At 40.1% G+C, this 22,901-nt stretch carries 23 protein-coding genes; 2 read left to right on the top strand and 21 right to left on the bottom strand.

Translation table 11 applies throughout. The features are described 5' to 3' along the window. Positions 1-200: 200 nt before the first annotated feature. Positions 201-1,268: an alpha/beta hydrolase gene (locus MKY78_RS12850; protein ID WP_339213180.1), complete on the top strand. Its 1,068-nt coding sequence runs from the start codon at positions 201-203 to the stop codon at positions 1,266-1,268. 58 nt (positions 1,269-1,326) lie between these two features. Here MKY78_RS12850 and tnpB read toward each other — a convergent pair whose 3' ends face one another. Next, entirely contained in the window at positions 1,327-2,460 is a 1,134-nt protein-coding gene (gene tnpB / locus MKY78_RS12845; protein WP_339213179.1) for an IS200/IS605 family element RNA-guided endonuclease TnpB, read from the bottom strand. Between the two features lie 105 nt (positions 2,461-2,565). On the opposite strand from tnpB, the gene MKY78_RS12840 reads away from it, so the two are divergent. Beyond that, positions 2,566-3,231, top strand: a complete 666-nt coding sequence (locus MKY78_RS12840; RefSeq protein ID WP_339213177.1) for a hypothetical protein — start codon at positions 2,566-2,568, stop codon at positions 3,229-3,231. Positions 3,232-3,389: 158 nt separating this feature from the next. On the opposite strand, the gene MKY78_RS12835 is transcribed toward MKY78_RS12840, so the two are convergent. The 20 genes from MKY78_RS12835 to atpE form a co-directional block, all read right to left on the bottom strand. Then, complete coding sequence (locus MKY78_RS12835) at positions 3,390-4,400, bottom strand: oligopeptide/dipeptide ABC transporter ATP-binding protein (protein ID WP_339213175.1); 1,011 nt, start codon at positions 4,398-4,400, stop codon at positions 3,390-3,392. 3 nt (positions 4,401-4,403) lie between these two features. Continuing rightward, positions 4,404-5,351: a C40 family peptidase gene (locus tag MKY78_RS12830; RefSeq protein WP_339213173.1), complete on the bottom strand. Its 948-nt coding sequence runs from the start codon at positions 5,349-5,351 to the stop codon at positions 4,404-4,406. A 28-nt stretch (positions 5,352-5,379) separates the two neighbouring features. Continuing rightward, positions 5,380-6,477, bottom strand: a complete 1,098-nt coding sequence (locus MKY78_RS12825) for a dipeptide epimerase (RefSeq protein WP_339213171.1) — start codon at positions 6,475-6,477, stop codon at positions 5,380-5,382. Next, entirely contained in the window at positions 6,477-7,397 is a 921-nt protein-coding gene (locus MKY78_RS12820; protein ID WP_339213169.1) for an LD-carboxypeptidase, read from the bottom strand. The genes MKY78_RS12825 and MKY78_RS12820 overlap by 1 nt, the downstream gene beginning before the upstream one ends. A 221-nt stretch (positions 7,398-7,618) precedes the next feature. Further along, positions 7,619-9,274 carry a peptide ABC transporter substrate-binding protein gene (locus MKY78_RS12815; protein ID WP_339213167.1) on the bottom strand — a complete coding sequence of 552 codons (1,656 nt, stop codon included), beginning with the start codon at positions 9,272-9,274 and terminating at the stop codon, positions 7,619-7,621. A 19-nt stretch (positions 9,275-9,293) separates the two neighbouring features. Continuing rightward, positions 9,294-10,295 carry an ABC transporter ATP-binding protein gene (locus MKY78_RS12810; RefSeq protein WP_339213165.1) on the bottom strand — a complete coding sequence of 334 codons (1,002 nt, stop codon included), beginning with the start codon at positions 10,293-10,295 and terminating at the stop codon, positions 9,294-9,296. A gap of 8 nt (positions 10,296-10,303) precedes the next feature. Next, entirely contained in the window at positions 10,304-11,257 is a 954-nt protein-coding gene (locus MKY78_RS12805) for an ABC transporter permease (RefSeq protein ID WP_339213163.1), read from the bottom strand. A gap of 1 nt (position 11,258) precedes the next feature. Beyond that, positions 11,259-12,191, bottom strand: a complete 933-nt coding sequence (locus MKY78_RS12800; protein ID WP_339213161.1) for an ABC transporter permease — start codon at positions 12,189-12,191, stop codon at positions 11,259-11,261. 101 nt (positions 12,192-12,292) lie between these two features. Continuing rightward, positions 12,293-13,102 (bottom strand): serine hydrolase, encoded by an 810-nt coding sequence (locus MKY78_RS12795; protein ID WP_339213159.1) that lies wholly within the window; start codon positions 13,100-13,102, stop codon positions 12,293-12,295. A gap of 15 nt (positions 13,103-13,117) precedes the next feature. Then, positions 13,118-13,942, bottom strand: a complete 825-nt coding sequence (locus MKY78_RS12790) for a M55 family metallopeptidase (protein WP_339213158.1) — start codon at positions 13,940-13,942, stop codon at positions 13,118-13,120. A gap of 336 nt (positions 13,943-14,278) precedes the next feature. Further along, entirely contained in the window at positions 14,279-15,589 is a 1,311-nt protein-coding gene (gene murA / locus MKY78_RS12785) for a UDP-N-acetylglucosamine 1-carboxyvinyltransferase (RefSeq protein ID WP_339213156.1), read from the bottom strand. A gap of 34 nt (positions 15,590-15,623) precedes the next feature. Then, on the bottom strand, positions 15,624-16,337 hold the full coding sequence (locus tag MKY78_RS12780) for a YwmB family TATA-box binding protein (RefSeq protein WP_339213155.1): 714 nt from the start codon (positions 16,335-16,337) through the stop codon (positions 15,624-15,626). A gap of 100 nt (positions 16,338-16,437) precedes the next feature. Beyond that, a complete protein-coding gene (locus MKY78_RS12775) occupies positions 16,438-16,668 on the bottom strand; it encodes a DUF1146 family protein (protein ID WP_211741210.1) in 231 nt (76 codons plus the stop codon). Between the two features lie 445 nt (positions 16,669-17,113). After that, entirely contained in the window at positions 17,114-17,512 is a 399-nt protein-coding gene (locus tag MKY78_RS12770; protein ID WP_339213154.1) for a F0F1 ATP synthase subunit epsilon, read from the bottom strand. Positions 17,513-17,563: 51 nt separating this feature from the next. Continuing rightward, positions 17,564-18,967 (bottom strand): F0F1 ATP synthase subunit beta, encoded by a 1,404-nt coding sequence (gene atpD / locus MKY78_RS12765; RefSeq protein ID WP_339213153.1) that lies wholly within the window; start codon positions 18,965-18,967, stop codon positions 17,564-17,566. A gap of 31 nt (positions 18,968-18,998) precedes the next feature. After that, positions 18,999-19,853, bottom strand: coding sequence for an ATP synthase F1 subunit gamma (gene atpG / locus MKY78_RS12760; protein ID WP_339213151.1), 855 nt, complete (start codon positions 19,851-19,853; stop codon positions 18,999-19,001). Between the two features lie 101 nt (positions 19,854-19,954). Beyond that, positions 19,955-21,466 carry a F0F1 ATP synthase subunit alpha gene (gene atpA, locus MKY78_RS12755; protein WP_339213149.1) on the bottom strand — a complete coding sequence of 504 codons (1,512 nt, stop codon included), beginning with the start codon at positions 21,464-21,466 and terminating at the stop codon, positions 19,955-19,957. A gap of 18 nt (positions 21,467-21,484) precedes the next feature. Next, positions 21,485-22,030, bottom strand: a complete 546-nt coding sequence (locus MKY78_RS12750) for a F0F1 ATP synthase subunit delta (protein ID WP_339213147.1) — start codon at positions 22,028-22,030, stop codon at positions 21,485-21,487. Next, positions 22,027-22,548 (bottom strand): F0F1 ATP synthase subunit B, encoded by a 522-nt coding sequence (gene atpF, locus MKY78_RS12745; protein WP_339213146.1) that lies wholly within the window; start codon positions 22,546-22,548, stop codon positions 22,027-22,029. The genes MKY78_RS12750 and atpF overlap by 4 nt, the downstream gene beginning before the upstream one ends. Positions 22,549-22,666: 118 nt before the next feature. Then, a complete protein-coding gene (atpE, locus tag MKY78_RS12740) occupies positions 22,667-22,879 on the bottom strand; it encodes a F0F1 ATP synthase subunit C (RefSeq protein ID WP_186868331.1) in 213 nt (70 codons plus the stop codon). Between the last annotated feature and the right edge of the window lie 22 nt (positions 22,880-22,901).

The following is a 22,901-nucleotide window of genomic DNA, read 5'->3' as shown; positions in this document are numbered from 1 at the left end:
ATTTCCCCATTATTTTCCACATCTCAGATTAACCTATCCTATTTCCCATGATGCAAGGTATCACTGGATAAGATTTGTAGCTTTCATTTAAAACTTGTCCTATATTGGCAAGGTAGTTTCATATACTTTTATTACAAGATTTAACGGTAATGTTAGACATAAACACCATCATTTAACCATAAAGGAAAGGAGGAATTCGGATGCCATTCAAAAGGATACACGGTAGGAACGTTCATTATCAGCTGCATAATCCCTCTTCGAATCCTAGCACCGACGAGACGGTCATCTTCGTTCACTCGAACGCAGTCGATTTGCGTGCCTATGATTCAATCCTCAAGAATTTAGAATGTAACTATCCCATTTTACGTTACGACTTAAGAGGGTATGGGAAGAGCGAAAATGATATTCCCATAAACGAGCTGACGATTCAACACTTTATTATGGACCTACATGATTTAATAGATGCCTTACACCTAAAGTCTGTCCACCTTGTAGGCTGGCAATTAGGTGCACTGATTAGCGCAGGCTATGCTGCTCAATTCCCTACTATGGTAAAGACGGTTATGCTGATGGCAATGCCATGCCATCCTCCACATATGATTGAAAGTATCCGTACTCATCGCAGGGAATTATCAGCAAATCAAAAGGAAATTCCCTTTGATTACCTTGAAGCTATGGCCACTACGTTACCAAAGGGACACCCAGAACTGAAACGGCTGCGGGAATATGCTAAAGGAATTGAATTTGAATTATATGTTAAAGTGATGGATCTAAGTGTAAGCGCTGATCCGATTACTCCTATCAAGCAAATTTCTTGCCCGGTGCTCATATTATCCGGGGCAAAGGAGAGGCTATTTCCGTTTCATTATTTAAAATTACATACCGTGCATATTCCGCATTGCCATCATTTAATCATTCCAAATGCAGCAAGCTTCATCGTTTTGGAGCAACCAAAATTGATTGCTCAAATTATCGATGACTTTGTCACAGAGCAGCATGATACACCCGCTATAAAAGATTCTTTTATCCAAGATTTAGGGGAATCTATGCTTGAGTATGTCAATCAAATTCAAAACGAATGGTTACATAAGCTCCATGCTCATAAGCAGCTGCAAGTTAAAATGCTAGGATATTTTCGTGTTACGATTCAAGGTAAGCCTAGTGAAGTCGGATGGATTGAACTACCCCCACTTAACCTCCTTGCAGGATGTTTGAAGTGGGGGATTCTTGGGAACAGAGCGTACTTGTTCGTGGTATTTCTTAACTAACAGCGGTTTCTCTTCTTTACCAAGCTATCCCCGTAGTCCCTACGGTTTTATAGGTTGTTTAAGCCGAAGCTACGATTCGTAATCCTTCAGCTAGAATATTTTTACTTGCATTGACATCTCGATCATGATGCGTGTGACAGGCTGGACACGTCCATTCCCTTACCGCAAGCGACTTCTTGCCAGTGTGATGTCCACAAGCAGAACATCGTTGACTAGATGGGAACCACCTACTTATTTTCACCAGGGTTTTACCATACCAATCCGCTTTGTACTGTAATTTCGTCACAAAACTAGACCATGATACGTCAGCGATAGATTTCGCTAGTTTATGATTGCGCAACATTCCTTTCGTGTTCAAGTCTTCGATACAGATGACATCGTGGTTTTTGATGATAGCTGTACTGAACTTGTTCAGAAAGTCGGCACGTTGATTCTGCACTTTTTCATACAATCTTGCTACTTTTCGTTTTTGTTTTTGATAGTTTTTGGCATCGAGTAAGTTGATTCCGTTGTTTCTCGCATGCAACGCACGTCTGGATAGTTTGCGTTGTTCTCGTTTTAACTTCTTTTCCATGTTGGAAGTAAACTTGTTATTGTCAATCTTGCGACCATCAGAAAGTATCGCAAAGTCCGTGATGCCTAAGTCGATTCCGATAGCGGATGCTGTTTTTGCTAATGGTTGTATGTCTGTTTCTGCCAGTATAGAGATGAAATATTTCCCGCTTGGATTACGTCTAATGGTAACATTGATGATACGACCATGTACTTCACGGCTTTTGGCAAAGCGAACGAGCCCTAATTTAGGTAGTTTGATTTTGTTCCCTTCCATGGAGATATTTCTGTTGGTCTGCTTCGTTGTGTAGGATTGAACCGGATGCTTTTTGGACTTAAATCGCGGGGCTTTATTTTGCTTTTGAAAGAATCTGGAGAAGGCATCAGAGAGGTTTCGGAGGGAAGTTTGGACTGCGATGCTGTCTACTTCTTTTAACCAGCTTAATTCCTTTTTCAATTGAGGTAATTGAGCAGAACAAGCGTTATACGTCAGTCCTTTTCCGGTTTGTTTGTAGGTATCGTTCCATTTTGCTAAAAAATGGTTGAAGACAAAACGAGAACAGCCAATGGTTTTCGCAATCTGTTTTTTCTGTTCATTTGTTGGGTAGATGCGGAATTTGTAGGCTTTTTTGACGAGCATTGCTTTCACCTCTCTCGGTATCTGATACCTCTATTATACCATATGTTGCATGGTGGATAGGCCATTTCAGGGAAGAATGGAAGCACTTGAATAGTCGGACAAGAGATGGCGATTCATCTCCCACCTACTCATTTCCCATTCCTTGAGGTGGGAGTCTTCTCGCCTATTGATGATAAACGATTTGCTAAACAATTACTGCTTTACCTGTTACTGAACCGCTCCACAACGAGGGAGAATATTTGTGAGGCACTATGGCCGAATATGCCGATTCAACAAGCAAGAGCAAATCTACGAGTATATTTATCTCATCTACGAAAGCTATTAACCATTCCTGATAGTGAGTACTCCTTTTTAATCATTGATGGTAGCCATGTATATCTTCAAGGAGACATCCATTGCGATGTAACCACTTTACTAGAACAAATTCGCGAAGCAATGAAAGAGCGCATACCGAGTATTCGGCAACAGCTTATTGACCAACTAGTTCAATCTCTCCCCATAGAACTTATAGAGGATACCCAAGCCACCGATTGGCTATTAGCATGGCATACGCAACTAGAAGAAGACATCATCGAACTTGTTCTCTGGAATGCTCAGCAATACCAAAAGCAAAAGGACTATGATTCAGCAATTCACCAGTTAAAAAAAGCGTTACAATTTTCTCCGGATATGGAACTCTATCAATGCTTAATCGACATCTATGAGGAAATTGGAAACCTAGATAAAGCAATGAAATGGCGGCAAAGAATGAAGCAATTCGATCACCTTTGAGGAAAAAAGATAGGCAATTCCTTGGTACTGAAATGAGTTGAATAAAATGGCATAGATAGTAAGGGTACAAAAATGATTTATGTACCCTTACCCTTTGCCAGCCAGGGGGACATTGAAACTTTCTAAGTAAAATCCACCTCTCCCTCCTTCCAAATAGCTTACCTTACATTCACGATTGGTTCTCGGATCTGGCTTTTCTTCCCTTTTTCATGATATAAATGACAAGCTACATAATGATTCTCCTCTACCTCTTGCCATTCTGGTTTTTCCTTTCCGCAAATATCCATCGCTAATGGACAGCGGGTTCGGAACACACAGCCACTTGGTGGATTGATTGGACTTGGCAATTCCCCTTGTAGGATAATTCGTTCCCTTGACTCTTCGATATCTGGGTCTGGAATTGGGATAGCGGAAAGTAGTGCTTGAGTATAAGGGTGAAGAGGATTTTCATAGAGATGCTCACTATCCGTCAGCTCTACCATATTTCCTAAATACATGACACCGATCCGATCTGAAATTTGCTTTACCATCGATAAGTCATGAGCAATGAATAAGAACGTAAGCCCCTTTTCCTCTTGTAGTTCCTTTAGTAGATTGACTACTTGTGCTTGAACCGATACATCCAGTGCCGAGATTGGTTCATCCGCTATAATGAAATCAGGGTTAAGTGCTAACGCGCGGGCAATACCAATCCGTTGTCGCTGCCCACCACTGAATTCATGTGGATAGCGGTTTGCATGGTCACGGTTTAATCCTACCTCTTCTAGCAATTGATAAACTCTCTCCGTTTGTTCTTGTTTTGTTTTATATAGTTTATGAACCTCCATTGGCTCCGCAATAACCTCTCGTACGGTAGAGCGTGGGTTTAATGATGCATACGGGTCCTGGAAAATCATTTGCATTTTTTGACGTAGTTGGAACATCTTCTTCTCATCTAATTCATGCACATTCTGTCCTTTAAACAGAACCTCTCCTTCTGTCCGGTTATAAAGACCGATAATCGTTCGCCCAATCGTCGACTTTCCACAGCCAGATTCCCCTACCAGTCCAAAGGTTTCCCCTTTGTTCACATGAAAGGTGACATCATTAACCGCCTTTAAAACCTGGTTCTTTCCCAGGTCAAAATATTTTTTCAACTGTTTAACTTCTAATATCTTTTCTGCCACCATATTCTACACACCTGCCGATTCCCAATATCGTCTCGCTATACAGAGCTCTTTCTCGTATTTTGTATCTTTCAAACTAATAATCTCAATTCCTCTTCCAGTCATTGGCGAATGAATCATCTTTCCATCCCCATAATAAAATCCAACATGATGAATACTTCCTTTTCCTTCTTCATAAGCAAAAAATAATAAGTCACCAGGGAGTAGTTGGTCAAAAGGAACCTCCTTGCCAAATGCAGCTTGATCGGATGCATCTCTACTAATCTGATAACCATTAGCCTTATGCATATTATAGGCAAAACCAGAGCAATCATAGCCAAACGAACTCATACCACCCCAGAGGTATTGTAATCCTACATACGCTTCAGCTGCTTCTATCATGCTATCTCCATTCCCTTTAGGACCGCCTTTATCCGTAGGAAAGATTTCTACTACCTGCTTCGGTAAAAATCTCGAACCATCTGGTGTCATAACCTCAACCCGGTCCCCCTTAACCTGTACCACTGGTAAGCACGTCATATAGCTCAATTTAAGTAACTTTTCTCCCGATTCATTCTCTAACCAAGCATGCTTTTCCCGAATTACGGCAGTTTCTGGTCGAATCCAGGAGGTTTTAGATACTGGCTGCAATTGTTTCAACGGCACCCATCCTGGATACCCGTTCGAATCCTTTTTTGAAGGCTGGCTTGGTATCGTAACCTTTGCCCATTCCCCCTCTATTTCTGTAACAACAGCGATTTCCCCATATAGCAACTGTGTCTGTACACGATTATCATTACATAAGGCCACTTTTTCCTCGTTAGATAACGCCGCTAACCATTTTTCTATATTAGTTGGATTAGCGATTCCCGGTTGGTCTATTTCTCTTGTAGACTCGGGATTCGTCCAAACAGTTGCCACCTGAACTGTGGCAACATGGAATGAATCTGGTAATGGAAAATCTTGCTTAAACATACATCGTATCCCCTTTCCAAATGGTGATTTAGTGTTCCACTAGGTATTCTTCATTTAATGCTTTGATTCCTAATCCAGCTTCCTCACCGAATGAGATAGCGCTATCACTGTAGGTAATCCCACCTTGGATCAGGTCCGCCGCTAGCATTAATGGGGCGTCAAAATCATAATAGTGTACATTAGGCTGACTAGCAGCGAAATGTGCTGCAGCTGTAATACCAATTTTCGTTTCAATCATACTACCAACCATACACATTACCCCATAAACATCTGCTAGTTTCGCTATTTTAATGGCCTCCTGTATGCCACCAGATTTCATTAGTTTTATATTGATTAAATCGGCCGCTCCTAGCTCTAAGACTGTCTTTGCATCACTTGCGGAAAAGACACTTTCATCTGCCATAATGGGAATCTGGGTATTATCGGTGACATATTTTAACCCTTGTAGGTCATGTGCTTTTACCGGCTGCTCGATAAATTCAATTCCTAATCCAAGCTCTTCCATCTTTTGAATGGCTCGGACTGCTTCTTTTGGATTCCAACCTTGGTTAGCATCTAACCGTATCGTAATATCCGGCCCTACACGTTTACGGATCGCTTGAATACGTTGGATGTCTTTCTCGATGACATCTTTTCCTACTTTTACCTTCAGGACAGAAAAACCATCCTTCACATATGCTTCTGCATCCTGTGCCATTTCTTCCGGACTATTAACACTAACGGTATAATCCGTTGCGATATTCGTTTGATAGCCTCCTAAAAATTGCCCAAGGCTCATATTGGCATGTTGTGCAATACAGTCATAAATCGCCATATCCACTGCTGCTTTTGCACTTGTGTTCCCAACGATGACATGATTCAGCTTTTCAAAAATCCGTTCTCGCTCTAGGCATGACACCCCGATTAGAGCAGGGGAAATAACGTTTGTAATCGTATAATGAATACTAGCTAATGTATCACCTGTAATGACATGGGTAGGTGGTGCCTCCCCATAGCCAATGATGCCATTATCACAGATAACCTTTACTACAATGGTTTCAGCCACTGTCACGGTTCTGAGTGCGGTTTTAAAAGCCTTCTTCAAAGGAATGGCAGCGCTAAACGTTTCTATTTGCTGTATTTTCATTATTCTTGAACCCCCGGACATATGGTTAAGGTTTTATTTACGGTATTCAAAGTCGCTTCTGTACCTAATGGAACAGCGAAGTGCGGGAAGCAATGCCCAATTTTAAAGCCTGTCATTACCGGACAATGTAAGTCACCCAAATAATATTCGAACACTTCTTTTAATGATAAGGAAGACTTATCCTTAGGGTCAGCATTGGCAAAGTCCCCAATAACAATTCCCGATACTTGATCTAGTTTCCCCGCTAGCTTCAATTGATTTAGCATAGAATCGATTCGGTATGGGAGCTCCCCTATATCTTCCAAACAAAGGATTTTTCCATTTGTTTCAATTTCAAATTCCGTTCCCAGTGTACTCGTAATAAGGGAAAGATTTCCCCCTACTAATGCCCCAGTACCTTCTCCTTCTACTAGCACTTCGAGTGGCGCTATACGCTCGTCATAAACAAGGGTTATTGGATGAAATAATTGGCAAAAGGAGTTGCTAGATATTTCATCAAAACTCGGGTCTGCTATGTCAGAGGCGGGCATCGGTCCGTGAAAGGTAACAAGTCCGGTCTTTTGCCTAATCGCAGTATGTAAGTAGGTAATATCACTATATCCCCACATAATTTTGGGATTGTCTTTTATTAACTCGTAATCAATCGAGGCAGCTATTCTCCCGGTTCCATAACCACCGCGCGCAAAGATAATGGCGCTGACTTCTTTATCGGCAATCATATCATGCAAATCTCTAAGGCGTTGTTCATCTGTTCCGGCTAAATAACCATATGTTTGATTGATATATTTCCCTAGCTTCACGTTGAGACCTAAATTCGTGAAAAAAGGAATAGCTTGTTGGAGGCGTTTCATATCTGGAGGGCTTGCAGGGGCAACTACACCAATGGTATCACCTTTACATAACTTTTTAGGAAGTAGCATCTGAATACCTTCTTTCTGTATGTAGATAATGAATGAAAAAGGAGTAGCTCACACTATCAGTGAGCCAATCCTTCGTTAAAAAAGTTTACTTCCGAGAGCGTCAAATTGTGTACATAGCCATGCAAACAGAAGACGCGAGAGAAGCCTTCTCCTATATGCAATGCTTCGATTAAATCCTTCCCTTATCTACTTACATCAACTATACACCCAATCCCTTTTGCTTATTTCTTATCCGCATACTTCAAGTCAAAGTATCCAACAGGGTGGCGTAGGATTCCTTCCACACCATCTGCTTCTAGTACTACAGTATTGTAGTAACGAATCGGGAATGCCATCATTTCATCTGCTAGCATTTTTTCCGCTTCGTATAAAGCCTCCCAACGCTCTTCTTCATCGGTTGCGGATTTACCTTTAGCGATTAAAGCATCATATTCTTCACTAGAGAAACCAGTACGGTTCATGTAAGAATCCGTGACAAAGCTCTCTAAGAAGTTAACCGGGTCATTGTAGTCATTGATAAAGGAACTACGTGAGAATTGTAGATTTAATGCTTGTTGGGCTTCAGCGAATACATTCCATTCTTGGTTCTCTAATTTCACTTCTACCCCTAAGTGTTCCTGGAACATCGATTGTAATGCTTCCGCTACCGCTTTGTTCGTATCACTAGTACTGTAAGTTAATACAATTTCCGGAAGCTCGTCATAGCCCTCTTCCGCCATACCTTCGTCCAGTAACTGTTTGGCACGTTCTGGATCAAACGGTACAAGATCACCATTTACATCACGGAAATCTTCTCCTGTTGGACTTGTATAACCAGGATTAATGAACCCAAATGCTGGTTCTACTCCGTTTTTCACAACGTACTGAGCGATGTCCTCACGGTTAACCGCATAAGCAAACGCTTGGCGTATTTTCTTATTTTGGAATGGTTCCATTGTTAGGTTAAAACGATAGAATTCTAATCCACCATATGGACCGATAAATACATTATCTCCATCAATTAATTGGTCTGAAAGCTCTGGTGGAATACTCGCTGTATCTAAGTCCCCACTTTGGAACATTTGATACTGGGTATTGGAATCGTTAATCATAGCAAAATGAACTTTATCTAGCTTCACGACATCCGCATCCCAATAATGTTCATTCTTGGCGAACACCATTTCCTCATCATGCTTCCAAGACTCCAATTTAAATGGACCATTTCCAACAAATGTATCTGCTTCTGCATGCCATTTAGGATTATCTTGTGCCACTTGATGGTTAATCGGGAAGAATGCAGGGTTTGTTAATACATCTAGGAAGAAACCAGTTGGCTGCGCTAACACAACCTCCAATGTCTTCTCATCCTTTGCTGTGACCTTTACATCATCAGCAGACCCTTCCCCACTGTTATAGGCTTCAGCTCCTTCAATAAAGTAACCTAAAAATGCTGCAGGAGAACCTGTTTCTGGATCAAGCATATACTTCCAGGCATATACAAAATCCTCCGCCACCACAGGGTCGCCATTCGACCATTTAGCATCTTCACGCAAATGGAATGTGTACGTTAGACCATCGTCTGAGATGTCCCATGTTTCTGCGGTTCCAGGACCTGCTCTATGGTCGCTATCTAGTCTTGTAAGACCTTCCATCAAGTTATTCAGTGGATCCCATGATACAGCATCAAATCCAATCGATGGATCTAATGATGTTGGCTCTGTGCCATTATTCAGGCGAAGTACTTTGCCATCTGCATCTGCTGTTTCGCCATTGTCATCCCCATCTGGCTCATCAACGTTTTCTGTAGGATCTTCTCCATCAGTATCCTCACTGGCAGTACATGCAGCTAACACCACTACTGTTAATACTGCAAACAATAGAAACAGAAACTTCTTCATCTTTTATCCCCCTTATTCATTAGTTTGTGACCATCTTGGCCAGTAATTTTTTTGCCCGTTCATCCTGCAACCAGCAATCCACAGTGTGTGAATCACTAATGGTAGTAGATTCCGGGTAAACTTTATTACACACCTCCATCGCAAAAGGACATCTTGCAGTAAACGGACATCCTTTTGGAGGTGAGAATAAATCTGGTGGTGTCCCATCGATTGGCTTTAGTTTTCCTTTCATATCCAAGCGCGGAACGGAGTTTAATAAGCCTTTCGTATACGGATGCTCAGGGTTATAGAAAATATCCCGCTTTGTCCCTGTTTCGATAATCTTTCCTGCATACATCACAGCAATACGGTCGGCAATTTTGGCAACGACCCCTAGATCATGTGTAATTAGGATAATAGAGACACCTGTAACCTCTTGAATCTTTTCAAACAACTCTAAAATTTGGGCCTGAATCGTTACATCCAGTGCCGTTGTTGGTTCATCTGCAATTAATAATTCAGGCTCACAAATTAGCGCTATCGCGATGACAATACGCTGTCTCATTCCACCACTAAATTGGTGTGGATACTGTTTCATTCGTTCCACTGGATTAGGAATACCAACTAGTTCCATCATCTCCAGAGCGCGTTTTTTGGCTTCGTTATCGGATAGTTTCCGGTGTTGCTTCAAACCTTCCGTAAGCTGGGTTCCTATCGTTAAAGTAGGATTCAGCGCCGTCATTGGGTCCTGGAATATCATCGAGATATCTACACCGCGAACAGAACGCATTTGCTTCTCCGAAATGTTAGTTAAGTCTTTCCCTTTGAACTTGATTTCTCCAGCCGTAATTTTACCGGGAGGATTTGGAATTAGGCGCATAATCGCATTGGATGTAACGCTTTTCCCACAACCAGACTCTCCTACGATTGCTAGTGTTTCGCCTTTATTTAAATGGAAGTCCACACCTCTTACCGCTTGGACGGTACCTCCATAGGTTGTGAAGGTAACATGTAAGTTTTTTACTTCTAGAATTTTTTCCATCCCTACACCTACTTCCTTAATTTCGGATCCAGCGCATCCTGTAATCCATCCCCTAGAACATTAAAGGCAAACATCGTAAAGGATATAAAAAATGCTGGGAAGAATAATGTCCACCAATTTCCAGATAGGATGGCACCAAGTGAATCATTGGCCATCACACCCCAGCTCGCGTTTGGTGACGAAATACCTAGTCCTATAAAGCTTAAGAATGCCTCTGCAAAAATTGCCGATGGTACGGTTAAGGTCATTTGCACAATAATTGGGCCCATCGAATTCGGTAACAAATTCTTTCGGATAATCCGAGGTGTTTTCGTCCCAAATGATTTAGAGGCTAGGACGTATTCATAGTTTTTAATCTGCATGACCTGGCCCCGGACAATCCTAGCCATGCCGACCCATCCCGTGACGGTCAGGGCAATAATAATCGTTGATAAACTTGGTCCTAATACTACTAGCAACAAAATAACAACTAGTAAATAGGGAATCCCATATAAAATTTCAATAATACGCATCATGAAATTATCCGTACGTCCACCCTTATAGCCGGATATTCCTCCCCAGATAATACCGATAGTAACGTCAATAAGTGCCGCCATAAACCCGACAAAGAGGGAAATTCTCGCTCCATGCCATGTTCGAGTAAATACATCTCTACCAGCACCATCTGTTCCAAACCAATGCTCTAACGAAGGTGGCTGATATTGTTTGGATAATACTTGTGTATTAGCATCGTATGGGGAGATAATCGGTCCGAAAATAGCCATCAAGATTAATAGAATTAAAAATACTAAACCAGCCATCGCTAAATAGTTCTTCTTCAATCTGCGCCATGCATCCTGCCAATAAGAAAGGGATGGCCTTGCCACAACTTCTTGTTCACGCTTATTCTTTTCCCGCCATGTAAACCATTCATCTGGTACATTATCTCTTGAGAAATGTTGGGGATTTTGATTTGCTTTCATATTATTCCCCTTCCTTCTTGCTTACTTTAATTCTTGGGTCTAATATTCCATAAGCGATATCTACTAGGAATAGCATAATGATTAAAAATGCACTATAAAATACCGTCGTTCCCATAATGACAGGAAAATCTCGGTGATTAATACTCTCTACAAAGTATTTACCCATTCCTGGTATTGCAAAAATTTGTTCGATAACAAAGGATCCAGTCATAATACCTGCAACTAAGGTTCCCATTATCGTAATAACCGGCATCAACGCATTACGAAGTGCGTGCTTGAAGATAATTTTCCATGGTGGTAATCCTTTTGCACGTGCCATTTTTATATAATCCTGTGTCAGGACCTCGAGCATTGTTGATCTCGTTAACCTGGCAATGATCGCCATTGGCCCTGTCGCAAGTGCTATGACGGGAAGGACCATATGCATGGGGCTTTTCCAAGTCGCAACCGGGAATATCTCCCAATCAACGGCTAGTTTTTGTATTAAAATTGTTGCTAGTATAAAGTTTGGTATGGAAATACCCAGTACTGCAATCCCCATCGCTAAATAATCAATGACGCCATTATGCCGTAGTGCAGCAAGAATTCCTAATATAATTCCAGAAATAACCGCAACAACAATCGTAACAATCCCTAATTCAGCAGATATCGGGAACCCTCTTCCTAATAAATCATTTACCGTCTGATTCGGTTGTTTAATGGATGGACCAAAGTCTAATGTTACAATTGACTTCAAGTAGAGAAGATATTGTATATAATATGGCTTATCAAGATTGTAATGTCTCTCTAAGTTTTGTTGGACAATCTCATTGGAATTCCCTTCACTGTTAAAGGGCGATCCCGGGACTGAGATCATTAGGATGAATGTCAAGGTTATAATGATCCAAAGTGTTATGACCATGATGAATAATCGCTTTAAAATATATTTCAGCACTGCCTCCAACTCCTGTATCGATACGCTCAAATAAGCGCAGATAATGTAGATAAGCTTCTAAAAATAAGCTATGATAACTTGCCTCTCTTTATGAGATAATCCTAATTTTCTTGTTTAAGATAGTGATAGATTTCCAGACCAACTCTGCCAATCATTTCTGGTGACTCTAGCTCATCCAAGCCACTCGTTAAAATGGAAGCTATAAATGTACGCTTCTCCACATAGAAAACGCCTATATCATGACGGATTCCGAATACATTACCTGTTTTATTAGCAAGCTCCCATTCTGGTAAAGTACCAATCACCGTATCGTCTGCTTTTGGTATTTTTACTGGTAACGAATCGCGAATTTGTTGTTTCTTCATAATTTCTATCATGTGCTCACAAGCATAAACAGAAATAATCTTTCCTGTTACTAGCTTTCTCAACATATCTGTCATTTCTTGTGCTGTTATCGTATTTCTACCTTCACGATCTACTTCCATCGTCATCATCTTATGATAAAACTTACTCTTCTCTAACCCGATAGCTTCCAGCGTTTGCTGGATATACTTCGCACCTAATAAGTCAATCAGCATATTCGTTGCCGTATTATCACTCTGGACAATCATCAAGGTGATTAAATCATAGATGCTAACATAAGTCCCAGGGGTCAAATACTGTAAGACACCACTACCACCAACAACATCCTCCCGTTTTAACTCCAATTGATCCCCAAGCTTAATCTCGCCTTGGTGACTTCGAGCAAAAGCAGCGATCATGATTGGTACTTTAATCACACTCGCAGAATAAAAGCCTTCCTGCTCATTCATTCCCCAGGACTCATTCCGATCTAAATCGAATAATGATATCCCCCATTTGCCTCCAGCTTGTACTGTCATTTCACGTATTCGCTCCGTAAGCTCCTTCAATACTGTTCGCCCCTATTATGCATATTGTGTATAGTAAGCAAGCTCAATCATGACAAGTAGTGCTCGATAAGCTTCCAAAATATCTTTAGCCTGATAGGTTACAATTGTCGTTCCAGGAATAATTTCCGTTCCCGGCATCATATGCGCCAATTCCGCGGCACCATAATTGACAAATTCTATCTTTAGGACTGGATTGTCCGGCGGAAGTAATGGTTTAACCTGATGACGATTTTCAATTGCTTGTTTAACCTTTTCTTGTAATAGTTCCCCTGCTTTTTTCGGTGTAAGGCTTTTCGTAGCAGATCTGGAAACGGCTTCCTTCACAATCGCTGTCGTTATATTCGGAATTAGTTCTTCTGCTTCTTTTGCTGTTTCATCATCCCCTGACACCAGCAGCACCGGTACACCATGGTATCCTGCAACCATCGCATTCATTCCTATTTCTCCAACCTGTATATCGTTTATATAGAAATTTCGTACCATATGTATCATCGAGTGTGACATTACCCCTGGCATACCTGCTCTTGTATGGTAGCCAATAAACATTGCGCCACTAAAACTATCATCCAACCCATGCACCATGGAATACGTTTTAATTCCACCTGTAATCAGCTGTGCTTCTGGGTGGAGCTGGTCAATTAGAATATTATTCATTTTCATATGACTATCATTAACTAGTACTTCATCACATCCAGATTGAAATGCAGCATCGACCACATAATTCGTTTCATCGGTCATGATTTTGCGAGCACGTTCATAATTATGCATGGAAGCGCTAACAAACGTGTAATCTGGTAAACCGGTGATCCCTTCCATATCGACTGATAGATAAAGTTTCATACTATGTCCCCTTTAGATGTTTTTATTAAATTATATGATTGGATTTGATATAGATGATTGGATAATGGAGTAGTGTCAAATAACAATAGGAAAATAACGAGCTTTGGGAGGAGAAATCATCATGTAGTAGTGGCAAAACTCGACATTTTCCCTTAAGTAAGTTAGGTTAATATGATAATATTTTACCTTTTATACCATTGAATTGCAAGATAATTTATAATATTTATCATTATTTCAATTAATGGAATTTATTGTTTTTAGTGTGGGGGGGGTAAAGAAATAAAAAAGTGAAGCACAAAATCAGCGTGCTCCACTCTATTAATCTCTTGTATTTTATTAAGATAACTCTGCTACATAATTAATTTCATGTGGTTTTACGATATCTCCGTTTTCATCTACACGTTCGATATCGGCACCAAGGCTTGCTAATTTTCCAGCAAAGTTTACATATCCACGATCTAAATGCTTCAGTTCTGTAACTCTTGTTAAACCATTCGCACGAAGTCCAGCAAGAATTAATGCAGCTGCTGCACGTAGATCAGTTGCAGCAACTTCTGCACCTTGAAGTTCTGATGGTCCGTCGATAATAACATTACGTCCTTCAATTTTCATTTTCGCATTCATGCGGCGGAATTCTTCCACATGCATGAAGCGATTTTCAAATACAGTTTCTGTAATCACACTTGTACCATGGGCACATAGCATTAACGCCATCATTTGTGATTGCATATCGGTTGGAAAACCAGGATGTGGTAACGTTTTAATATCTGTTGCTTTTAAAACATCTGGACCGATAACACGGATGCCATTCTCTTCTTCAAAGATGGTTACACCCATTTCCTCTAGTTTAGAAATCAACGGTCTTAAATGCTCACTAACAGCATTCTCAATTAATACATTTCCACCAGTAATTGCTGCTGCAATCATGAATGTACCTGCTTCAATACGGTCTGGAATAATAGAATGAACCGTGCCATATAATTTCTCTACACCATCGATTCGAATGGTTTCCGTACCTGCACCAACAACTCGCGCACCCATTTTATTCAAGAAATTAGCTAAATCAACAATTTCTGGTTCCTTTGCAGCGTTTTCAATGAAGGTTCTACCTTCGGCTAATGTCGCTGCCATCATAATATTTTCGGTAGCACCTACACTAGGTACATCAAGATAAATCTTAGCACCTTGCAGCCTACCGTCAACCTCTACCTCTACAAAGCCATTCCCAACATGGACTTTAGCACCCATTGCTTCAAAGCCTTTTAGGTGTAAATCAATCGGTCTTGAGCCAATTGCACATCCACCAGGCATAGCAACATTTGCATGGCCATAACGTGCTAATAATGGACCCAAAACAAGAACGGAGGCACGCATTTTTCGAACATACTCAAATGGCGCTTCCGTCTTTAATTCCTTTGAAGCATCAATCAACACTTTATTATCTTCAAACTGAACATCAGCATTCATATTTCGTAGCACTTCATTAATTGTATAAACATCAGCTAGAGCTGGGACATCATGAACAACGCTAGTTCCCTCACTAGCAAGAATACTCGCAGCAATTACAGGTAGAACGGCATTTTTCGCACCCTCTACATGAACATTACCATTCAATTGCTGTCCGCCTCTTACGATGATTTTATCCATATTCCAAATCTCCTTCAGATCCAATTTCCCTATATTAATATTCATTTATTAGGATAGGTGTTCCAATCGTGTATTGGACATCACCATTGCCAAGTATCTCTGTAACAATTTGTACATTTACCGGCGTATCCTGAATGGTAATTTTTCGTCCCCAAAACGACGTATACCCATATATATATTCTGCATTTTTCGTTGATTTTATCGTGTCATATTGTTCCTTTACATGTTGCAAATTGAATTTTTCAATAAAAAAATCCGCAATATAACCATTTTCCATTATATCATCAGCCATAGTAGTCATACAAGAGAATATTTTAATATCATCTGTGAAATATTTCTTTGTTAATACCGACAATAATTGCATATAAGATGATTCCATTTCCTCTTTCCATGAGGTTCCATTAATTGTTATCACTAATTCTGATTTATAATGCTTGTCTTTGGGGAAAATCACACTATAATTTACGTTTATATCATGTTTTTTTTGAGTGTTTGTTGCTAAATATATCGTACTGTTTTCATTTTCTTGTTTTGTGATGGAATGGCTAGTACTTAGCTCTTGTATAAGTGCTTCTAATCTTTCCACTTCAAGATGTTCTTTTAATGTTACTTGCCACTCCTTAATTGCTAAATTATTCTCTAACATAAAATCAGCAATATCTACTAATTCGTATTGTTCCTTTTCAACCGCTAAGGCTGTATTAGCATAAAATAATACAATTAGACATATAACTAAAGCTTTTTTCATAAGTAAATCCCCCTTGTTCAACTTACCATCAGTATGAACAAGAGAGAGACATTACATACATTGTTTTTAATAGTTTAATAGATTTGTACAACTTCCTATTTTAAAGAAGATAAGAAAGATCTAGTGACCACTGTAAAAACTCTAAGAAGAACCTACTCACACCAGTACCAATCACAATAGTAAGGAATAGAATTAATATTCTTGCTTCCATCCCTCTCCCTTTGCGAATTAAAGGCTCAAAATTAATGGTCTGTATGAGTCGCCATGTAATGTATATGAAAATAATATGCGAAATAATACTCATCATTGCAATTTGTCCAATTGACAACATAATAACCACCTTTAGCGTTAGTTTCACTCTATTAGAAGATGCCATGTCTTCCTTAAAATGTCAACTGAATTGAAGTGCCTTCGTTTCTTCGACAATATAGAATATTTCAGTCAATATTTTTTGCATTTCCCGGGAAATATCGACAAATATGCTGAACATTTTTTCAATTTTGTTTGGATATAGTTAGAGAAGTTTTTGATCTAAAAATTTTGGTTGGAGATGTTAGTAATAGATGGTTTTCATACCATTTTAAAACTTAAGGAAAACCTCAACTAGATTGCAACGCTAATTTAATTAAGGTTAGGGTAACCAGACAGGTGATACAGGGATTTCTATTACTAATATGGCCACTGACAACATGTAAGCCCCTGGATTAAGTCTAAGTGGTTTCTTAACTAATATCAAAACCCCCCACTCTAGTAGTAGGGGGTTTTTCATATATATATTATCTTTGAGCAACGTCCAATCGGTTCGCTGCTCTTCTGAGTGCTAATTCTGCCCTTACTCGATCGATATGATCTTCTTTTGATTGAAGACGGCGTTCTGCACGTTCTTTTGCTGCTTGAGCACGTGCAACATCAATATCTTGAGGTCTCTCTGCAGATTGAGCAAGAATTGTTACTTTATCTGGACGAACCTCTAAAAATCCACCGTTAATAGCTAGCTTGTCTTCACCTGAATCACGTTTAAGGCGAACGCCTGAGATTGCAAGTGGAGCAACCAATGGAATATGCCCTGGTAAAATACCGAGTTCACCATTTTCTGCTTTACAGCTAACCATTTCATACGTATCTTCTAAAACAGGGCCATCAGGAGTAACAACACTCACAGTTAGTGTTTTCAATGTAACCCCTCCTAGAGACTTGCGGGGGAGAATCCCCCTTTAGCCTACATATTATTCCATGCTTTTCGCTTTTTCTACTACTTCTTCAATACGACCAACTAGACGGAATGCATCCTCAGGTAAATCATCATATTTACCTTCTAAGATCTCTTTAAATCCTTTTACAGTTTCTTTTACTGGTACATATGATCCTGGTTGACCAGTAAACTGTTCTGCAACGTGGAAGTTCTGTGATAAGAAGAACTGGATACGACGTGCACGAGCAACCGTTAATTTATCATCATCTGATAATTCATCCATACCTAGGATAGCGATGATATCTTGTAATTCACGGTACTTTTGCAGTGTAGCCTGTACTTCACGTGCAACTTCGTAATGCTCTTGGCCAACAATTTCAGGGTCAAGGGCACGAGATGTTGATGCAAGTGGATCCACCGCAGGATAGATACCTTGCTCAGAAAGTTTACGATCAAGGTTTGTTGTTGCATCTAAGTGAGCGAATGTTGTAGCAGGAGCCGGGTCAGTGTAGTCATCGGCTGGTACGTAAATCGCTTGGATTGATGTAACAGAACCTTTATTAGTAGATGTAATACGTTCTTGTAATTGACCCATTTCTGTAGCTAGTGTTGGTTGGTAACCAACGGCAGATGGCATACGGCCAAGTAGGGCTGATACCTCTGAACCTGCTTGTGTGAAACGGAAGATGTTATCGATGAATAATAGTACGTCTGCACCTTGTTCATCACGGAAGTATTCCGCCATTGTAAGACCAGTTAACGCAACACGCATACGAGCACCTGGTGGTTCGTTCATTTGTCCGAATACCATGGCAGTTTTTGCGATAACGCCAGAGTCTTTCATTTCATAGTAAAGGTCGTTTCCTTCACGAGTACGCTCTCCTACACCAGCGAATACGGAAATACCACCATGCTCTTGAGCGATGTTGTTGATTAATTCCTGGATTAATACGGTTTTACCTACACCGGCACCACCGAATAAACCAATTTTACCACCTTTAATATAAGGTGCTAATAAGTCAACTACCTTGATTCCAGTTTCTAGAATCTCTGTTTCAGTAGATAATTCTTCAAATTTAGGAGCAGGACGGTGAATTGGATCTAAACGAATTCCTTCTGGAAGATCTGGATCCAAGTCAATTTTATCTCCTAATACGTTAAATACACGTCCTAATGTTACTTCACCAACTGGTACAGAAATCGGTCTACCTAAGTTCTCGACTTCCATTCCACGTTTAAGACCATCTGTTGAAGCCATCGCAATGGTACGAACAGAATTGTCACCTAGATGAAGAGCAACTTCTAGTGTTAACGTTCCACCACCATTTGCTTCTTCAAGTTGGACTGTTAATGCGTTATAAATTTCAGGAAGCTTGTCGTCATCAAATCTTACGTCAACGACTGGTCCCATTACTTGAGTAACGTGTCCTTTGCTCATCGATTTCCCTCCTAACTTACTTTCCTTAAGACTATTCTAGGGCGCTTGCTCCACCAATAATCTCGGTAATTTCCTGTGTGATTGCTGCTTGGCGAGCACGGTTGTAAGACAAGGATAAATCATCGATTAAATCAGATGCGTTATCACTTGCACTACGCATTGCCGTCATACGTGCAGCATGTTCACTTGCTTTTGCATCCAGTAATGCACCATAGATTAAACTTTCAGCGTACTGTGGTAAGAGCACTGCTAAAATTTCTTCTTCACCTGGTTCATATTCGTACTGGCTGCTAGATCCAGCAGTATTCATATTTTCTATTGGCAATAGCTGATTCGTTGTAACAACTTGAGATATTGCACTTACATAATGGTTGTAGATGATTACTAACTTATCAATTTCTTCATCACTGTACATTTGTACGGTTTCAGAAGCAATCTCTTTAATGAATGCAAATGACGGCTGATCTGGAAGACCAATAATACTTTTAGCCATTGGAAGATTACGCTTCTTACAGAAGTCAACTGCCATTCGTCCGATTGCAATAATCGTATATTCATCAGAAGATTTGTGATTTTGTTGAATTGTATTGTTTAAATTACGTAAAATGTTCGCATTATACGCACCGGCTAAACCACTATCCGCAGTGATGGCAATATAACCCGTCTTTTTCACTGCACGTGTTTGTAGCATCGGATGAGTTGCATCGGTATTTTTAGCAATGTTTGCTACAACCTCTTGCATCTTTTCACTATAAGGAACAAATTTCTTCGCATTTTGCTCTGCTTTGTTCATTTTAGCTGCCGATACCATTTCCATCGCTTTTGTGATTTTTTTCATTTTCGTAGTTGAATCAATACGCTTTTTAATATCTCTAAGTGATGCCAAGCTCTTTCACCACCCTTTCGTAGGCAGAGTGCAGGAGGTAAAAAGCTTAAACGTTTCGGTAAACCCCTAAGCTTTTTACTCTTCACTCTTAAAGGTATTTATTAATTGTCAGATGTGATAAATGTCTTTTTAAATGCTTCAATTGCACTGTTTAAATCTTCTGTTTCTGGTAGGTTACCAGTGTCGCGAATTGTAGCAAGTAACTCTGGTTTATTAGAATCTAACCACACATTGAATTCAGACTCAAAACGAGTAATATCTTCAACTGGGATATCATCTAAGAAGCCTTTTGTTAGTGCGTAGATAATCATGACTTGATATTCTACTTTAAGTGGCTTATGTAAGCCCTGTTTTAATACTTCTACTGTACGTGCACCACGGTTAAGCTTTGCTTGTGTTGCCTTATCAAGGTCAGAACCGAACTGTGCAAATGCTTCTAGTTCACGGAATGAAGCTAAGTCAAGACGTAATGTACCTGCTACGCTCTTCATTGCCTTGATTTGTGCGGAAGTACCAACACGTGATACAGAAAGACCTGGGTTAATCGCTGGACGTACTCCAGAGAAGAATAGGTCAGATTGTAAGAAAATTTGTCCATCTGTGATGGAGATTACGTTTGTTGGAATGTATGCAGAGATATCGCCTGCTTGTGTTTCAACAAATGGAAGTGCAGTTAGTGAACCAGCACCAAGTGCGTCACTAAGTTTCGCTGCACGCTCTAGTAAACGTGAGTGTAAGTAGAATACATCCCCTGGGAATGCTTCACGACCTGGAGGACGACGAAGTAATAGGGAAAGCTCACGATATGCTGATGCTTGTTTAGATAAGTCATCATATACAACAAGTACATGCTTACCATTGTACATGAATTCTTCACCCATTGTTACACCTGCATATGGTGCTAGGTATAATAATGGAGCTGGGTCAGATGCACCTGCAGCTACAACAATTGTGTAGTCTAATGCACCATAACGGCGGAATGTTTCCACTGTTCCACGAACAGTTGATTCTTTTTGACCAATGGCAACATAGATACAGATCATGTCTTGGTCTTTTTGGTTAAGGATCGTGTCAACTGCAACAGTTGTTTTACCAGTTTGACGGTCCCCAATGATAAGCTCACGTTGTCCACGACCGATTGGTACTAATGCATCAATCGCCTTAATACCAGTTTGTAATGGCTCATGAACAGATTTACGATCCATTACCCCTGGAGCAGGAGATTCGATTGGACGAGTTTTCGTCGTTTCGATTGGCTTACCACCATCAATTGCTTGCCCTAATGGGTTAACAACACGACCAATTAGCTCCTCACCAACTGGTACTTGCATGATACGTCCTGTGCGACGAACTTCATCGCCTTCTTTAATTTCTGTGTAAGGGCCTAGGATAACGATACCGACGTTAGACTCTTCTAAGTTCTGAGCCATACCCATTACACCATTCGAGAATTCAACAAGCTCTCCAGACATGACATTGTCAAGACCGTGAGCACGTGCGATACCGTCACCAATTTCAATAACTGTTCCGACATCACTTACTTCAATATCTGAATCGAAATTTTCGATTTGCTGTTTTATCAGTTTACTGATTTCTTCAGCTTTGATGCTCATACCATTTCACCCCTATCATCAAATGTTCGCAAGTTTAATGTTTTGCTCAATACGGCGTAATTTACCACTAATTGTTCCATCATAAATCGTATTACCCATACGGATTTTAACGCCACCAACCAAGTGTGGGTCTACTACGTTTTCAAGCTTGACCACTGATTTGTTTAAACGTTTGGCAAATGAGTTTTCAAGCTCCGTTTTTTCCGCATCCGATAACTCACGAACAGAATATACTTTTCCTTGCGCAACTCCGCTAGCTTCGTTAACAAGCGATTCGTACGTATCTACAACGTCAGAGATCCCACTTACTCGATGACGTTCAACAAGAAGCTTTAATGTATTTAGTACATCTGTAGAAACTCCCTTGAACACTTCATCTAAGAAGGCACGCTTTTTATCATTTGTAACACGTGGATGTGCTAAAAATGCTTGTAATTCCCTGTTCTCATTGAATACTTGTCTTACAACACGCAACTCTTCTAACACTTCATTAAGTGTCGCTTTTTCGCTTGCGAGTTGGAAAAGAGCATCTGCATAACGTTTGGCAACTACTGCTTCACTCATCGCTCTTCTCCTACCTCTTTAATGTATTCGTTGATCAACTTCTCTTGATCTTGTGCACTTAATTCTTTCTCAATTACTTTACTTGCAATAAGAACAGATAAGGACGCAACTTGATCTTGAAGTGCTTGTAGTGCTTTTTCTTTTTCGTTTTGAATTTCTTCTTGTGCTGCTTTTTTGATGCGTTCTGCTTCTTGGCGAGCAGACTCGATAATATCTTGTTCCTGCTTCACACCTGCATTTTTAGCATCTTCTATCATTTTTTGAGCTTCTAATTTTGTTTGTTTTAATTGTTCATTAGCTTCTTTTGCTGCTTTCTCAGCCTCTAAACGACTTTGTTCTGCAGCTTCGATTTCATTAGCTACATATTCTTCACGCTTTTTCATCATATTCATTACTGGTCCCCATGCGAACTTGCGCACTAAGAAAAGTAAGATGGCGAAGAAGAATAATTGATATAACATGTCACCAACATGGAATCCCCAAATTACACCTGAAGCGTATATAGTGAATGCTTGCACTGAATTCACTCCTTTCAACCTGATTCAACAATCATCATTAATTGTTCATGTAGTTTCTGAGTAAAAACAACGGCGAAGTTATATTGGACAATCTTCGCCATTTTAATAGATATATGAATTAGTTACCCATTACCATTAATGCGATAACTACTGCGATGATAGGCATAGCCTCTACTAGACCTACACCGATGAACATTGTAGTTTGAAGTTGACCTTTAAGTTCAGGTTGACGAGCGATCCCTTCAACTGTACGACTTACGATTAAACCGTTACCAATACCTGCACCAAGTGCTGCTAAACCTACTGCTACTGCTGCTGCTAAAGCTCCCATAATATAAAATCCTCCTTAAAAT

The sequence above is a fragment of the Ornithinibacillus sp. FSL M8-0202 genome (assembly GCF_037975285.1).
Lineage (GTDB): Bacteria > Bacillota > Bacilli > Bacillales > Amphibacillaceae > Ornithinibacillus > Ornithinibacillus massiliensis.
The sequence above is the reverse complement of the archived record's forward strand: the minus strand, read 5'-3'. Positions and strand labels throughout refer to the sequence as shown.

What these genes read in the sequence shown, in the direction of transcription:
- MKY78_RS12850 (WP_339213180.1), top strand. Translation starts at nt 201, where the DNA reads ATGCCATTCAAAAGGATACACGGTAGGAACGTTCATTATCAGCTGCAT.
- tnpB (WP_339213179.1), bottom strand. Translation starts at nt 2,460, where the DNA reads ATGCTCGTCAAAAAAGCCTACAAATTCCGCATCTACCCAACAAATGAA.
- MKY78_RS12840 (WP_339213177.1), top strand. Translation starts at nt 2,566, where the DNA reads ATGGCGATTCATCTCCCACCTACTCATTTCCCATTCCTTGAGGTGGGA.
- MKY78_RS12835 (WP_339213175.1), bottom strand. Translation starts at nt 4,400, where the DNA reads ATGGTGGCAGAAAAGATATTAGAAGTTAAACAGTTGAAAAAATATTTT.
- MKY78_RS12830 (WP_339213173.1), bottom strand. Translation starts at nt 5,351, where the DNA reads ATGTTTAAGCAAGATTTTCCATTACCAGATTCATTCCATGTTGCCACA.
- MKY78_RS12825 (WP_339213171.1), bottom strand. Translation starts at nt 6,477, where the DNA reads ATGAAAATACAGCAAATAGAAACGTTTAGCGCTGCCATTCCTTTGAAG.
- MKY78_RS12820 (WP_339213169.1), bottom strand. Translation starts at nt 7,397, where the DNA reads ATGCTACTTCCTAAAAAGTTATGTAAAGGTGATACCATTGGTGTAGTT.
- MKY78_RS12815 (WP_339213167.1), bottom strand. Translation starts at nt 9,274, where the DNA reads ATGAAGAAGTTTCTGTTTCTATTGTTTGCAGTATTAACAGTAGTGGTG.
- MKY78_RS12810 (WP_339213165.1), bottom strand. Translation starts at nt 10,295, where the DNA reads ATGGAAAAAATTCTAGAAGTAAAAAACTTACATGTTACCTTCACAACC.
- MKY78_RS12805 (WP_339213163.1), bottom strand. Translation starts at nt 11,257, where the DNA reads ATGAAAGCAAATCAAAATCCCCAACATTTCTCAAGAGATAATGTACCA.
- MKY78_RS12790 (WP_339213158.1), bottom strand. Translation starts at nt 13,942, where the DNA reads ATGAAACTTTATCTATCAGTCGATATGGAAGGGATCACCGGTTTACCA.
- murA (WP_339213156.1), bottom strand. Translation starts at nt 15,589, where the DNA reads ATGGATAAAATCATCGTAAGAGGCGGACAGCAATTGAATGGTAATGTT.
- MKY78_RS12780 (WP_339213155.1), bottom strand. Translation starts at nt 16,337, where the DNA reads ATGAAAAAAGCTTTAGTTATATGTCTAATTGTATTATTTTATGCTAAT.
- MKY78_RS12775 (WP_211741210.1), bottom strand. Translation starts at nt 16,668, where the DNA reads ATGTTGTCAATTGGACAAATTGCAATGATGAGTATTATTTCGCATATT.
- atpD (WP_339213153.1), bottom strand. Translation starts at nt 18,967, where the DNA reads ATGAGCAAAGGACACGTTACTCAAGTAATGGGACCAGTCGTTGACGTA.
- atpA (WP_339213149.1), bottom strand. Translation starts at nt 21,466, where the DNA reads ATGAGCATCAAAGCTGAAGAAATCAGTAAACTGATAAAACAGCAAATC.
- MKY78_RS12750 (WP_339213147.1), bottom strand. Translation starts at nt 22,030, where the DNA reads ATGAGTGAAGCAGTAGTTGCCAAACGTTATGCAGATGCTCTTTTCCAA.
- atpE (WP_186868331.1), bottom strand. Translation starts at nt 22,879, where the DNA reads ATGGGAGCTTTAGCAGCAGCAGTAGCAGTAGGTTTAGCAGCACTTGGT.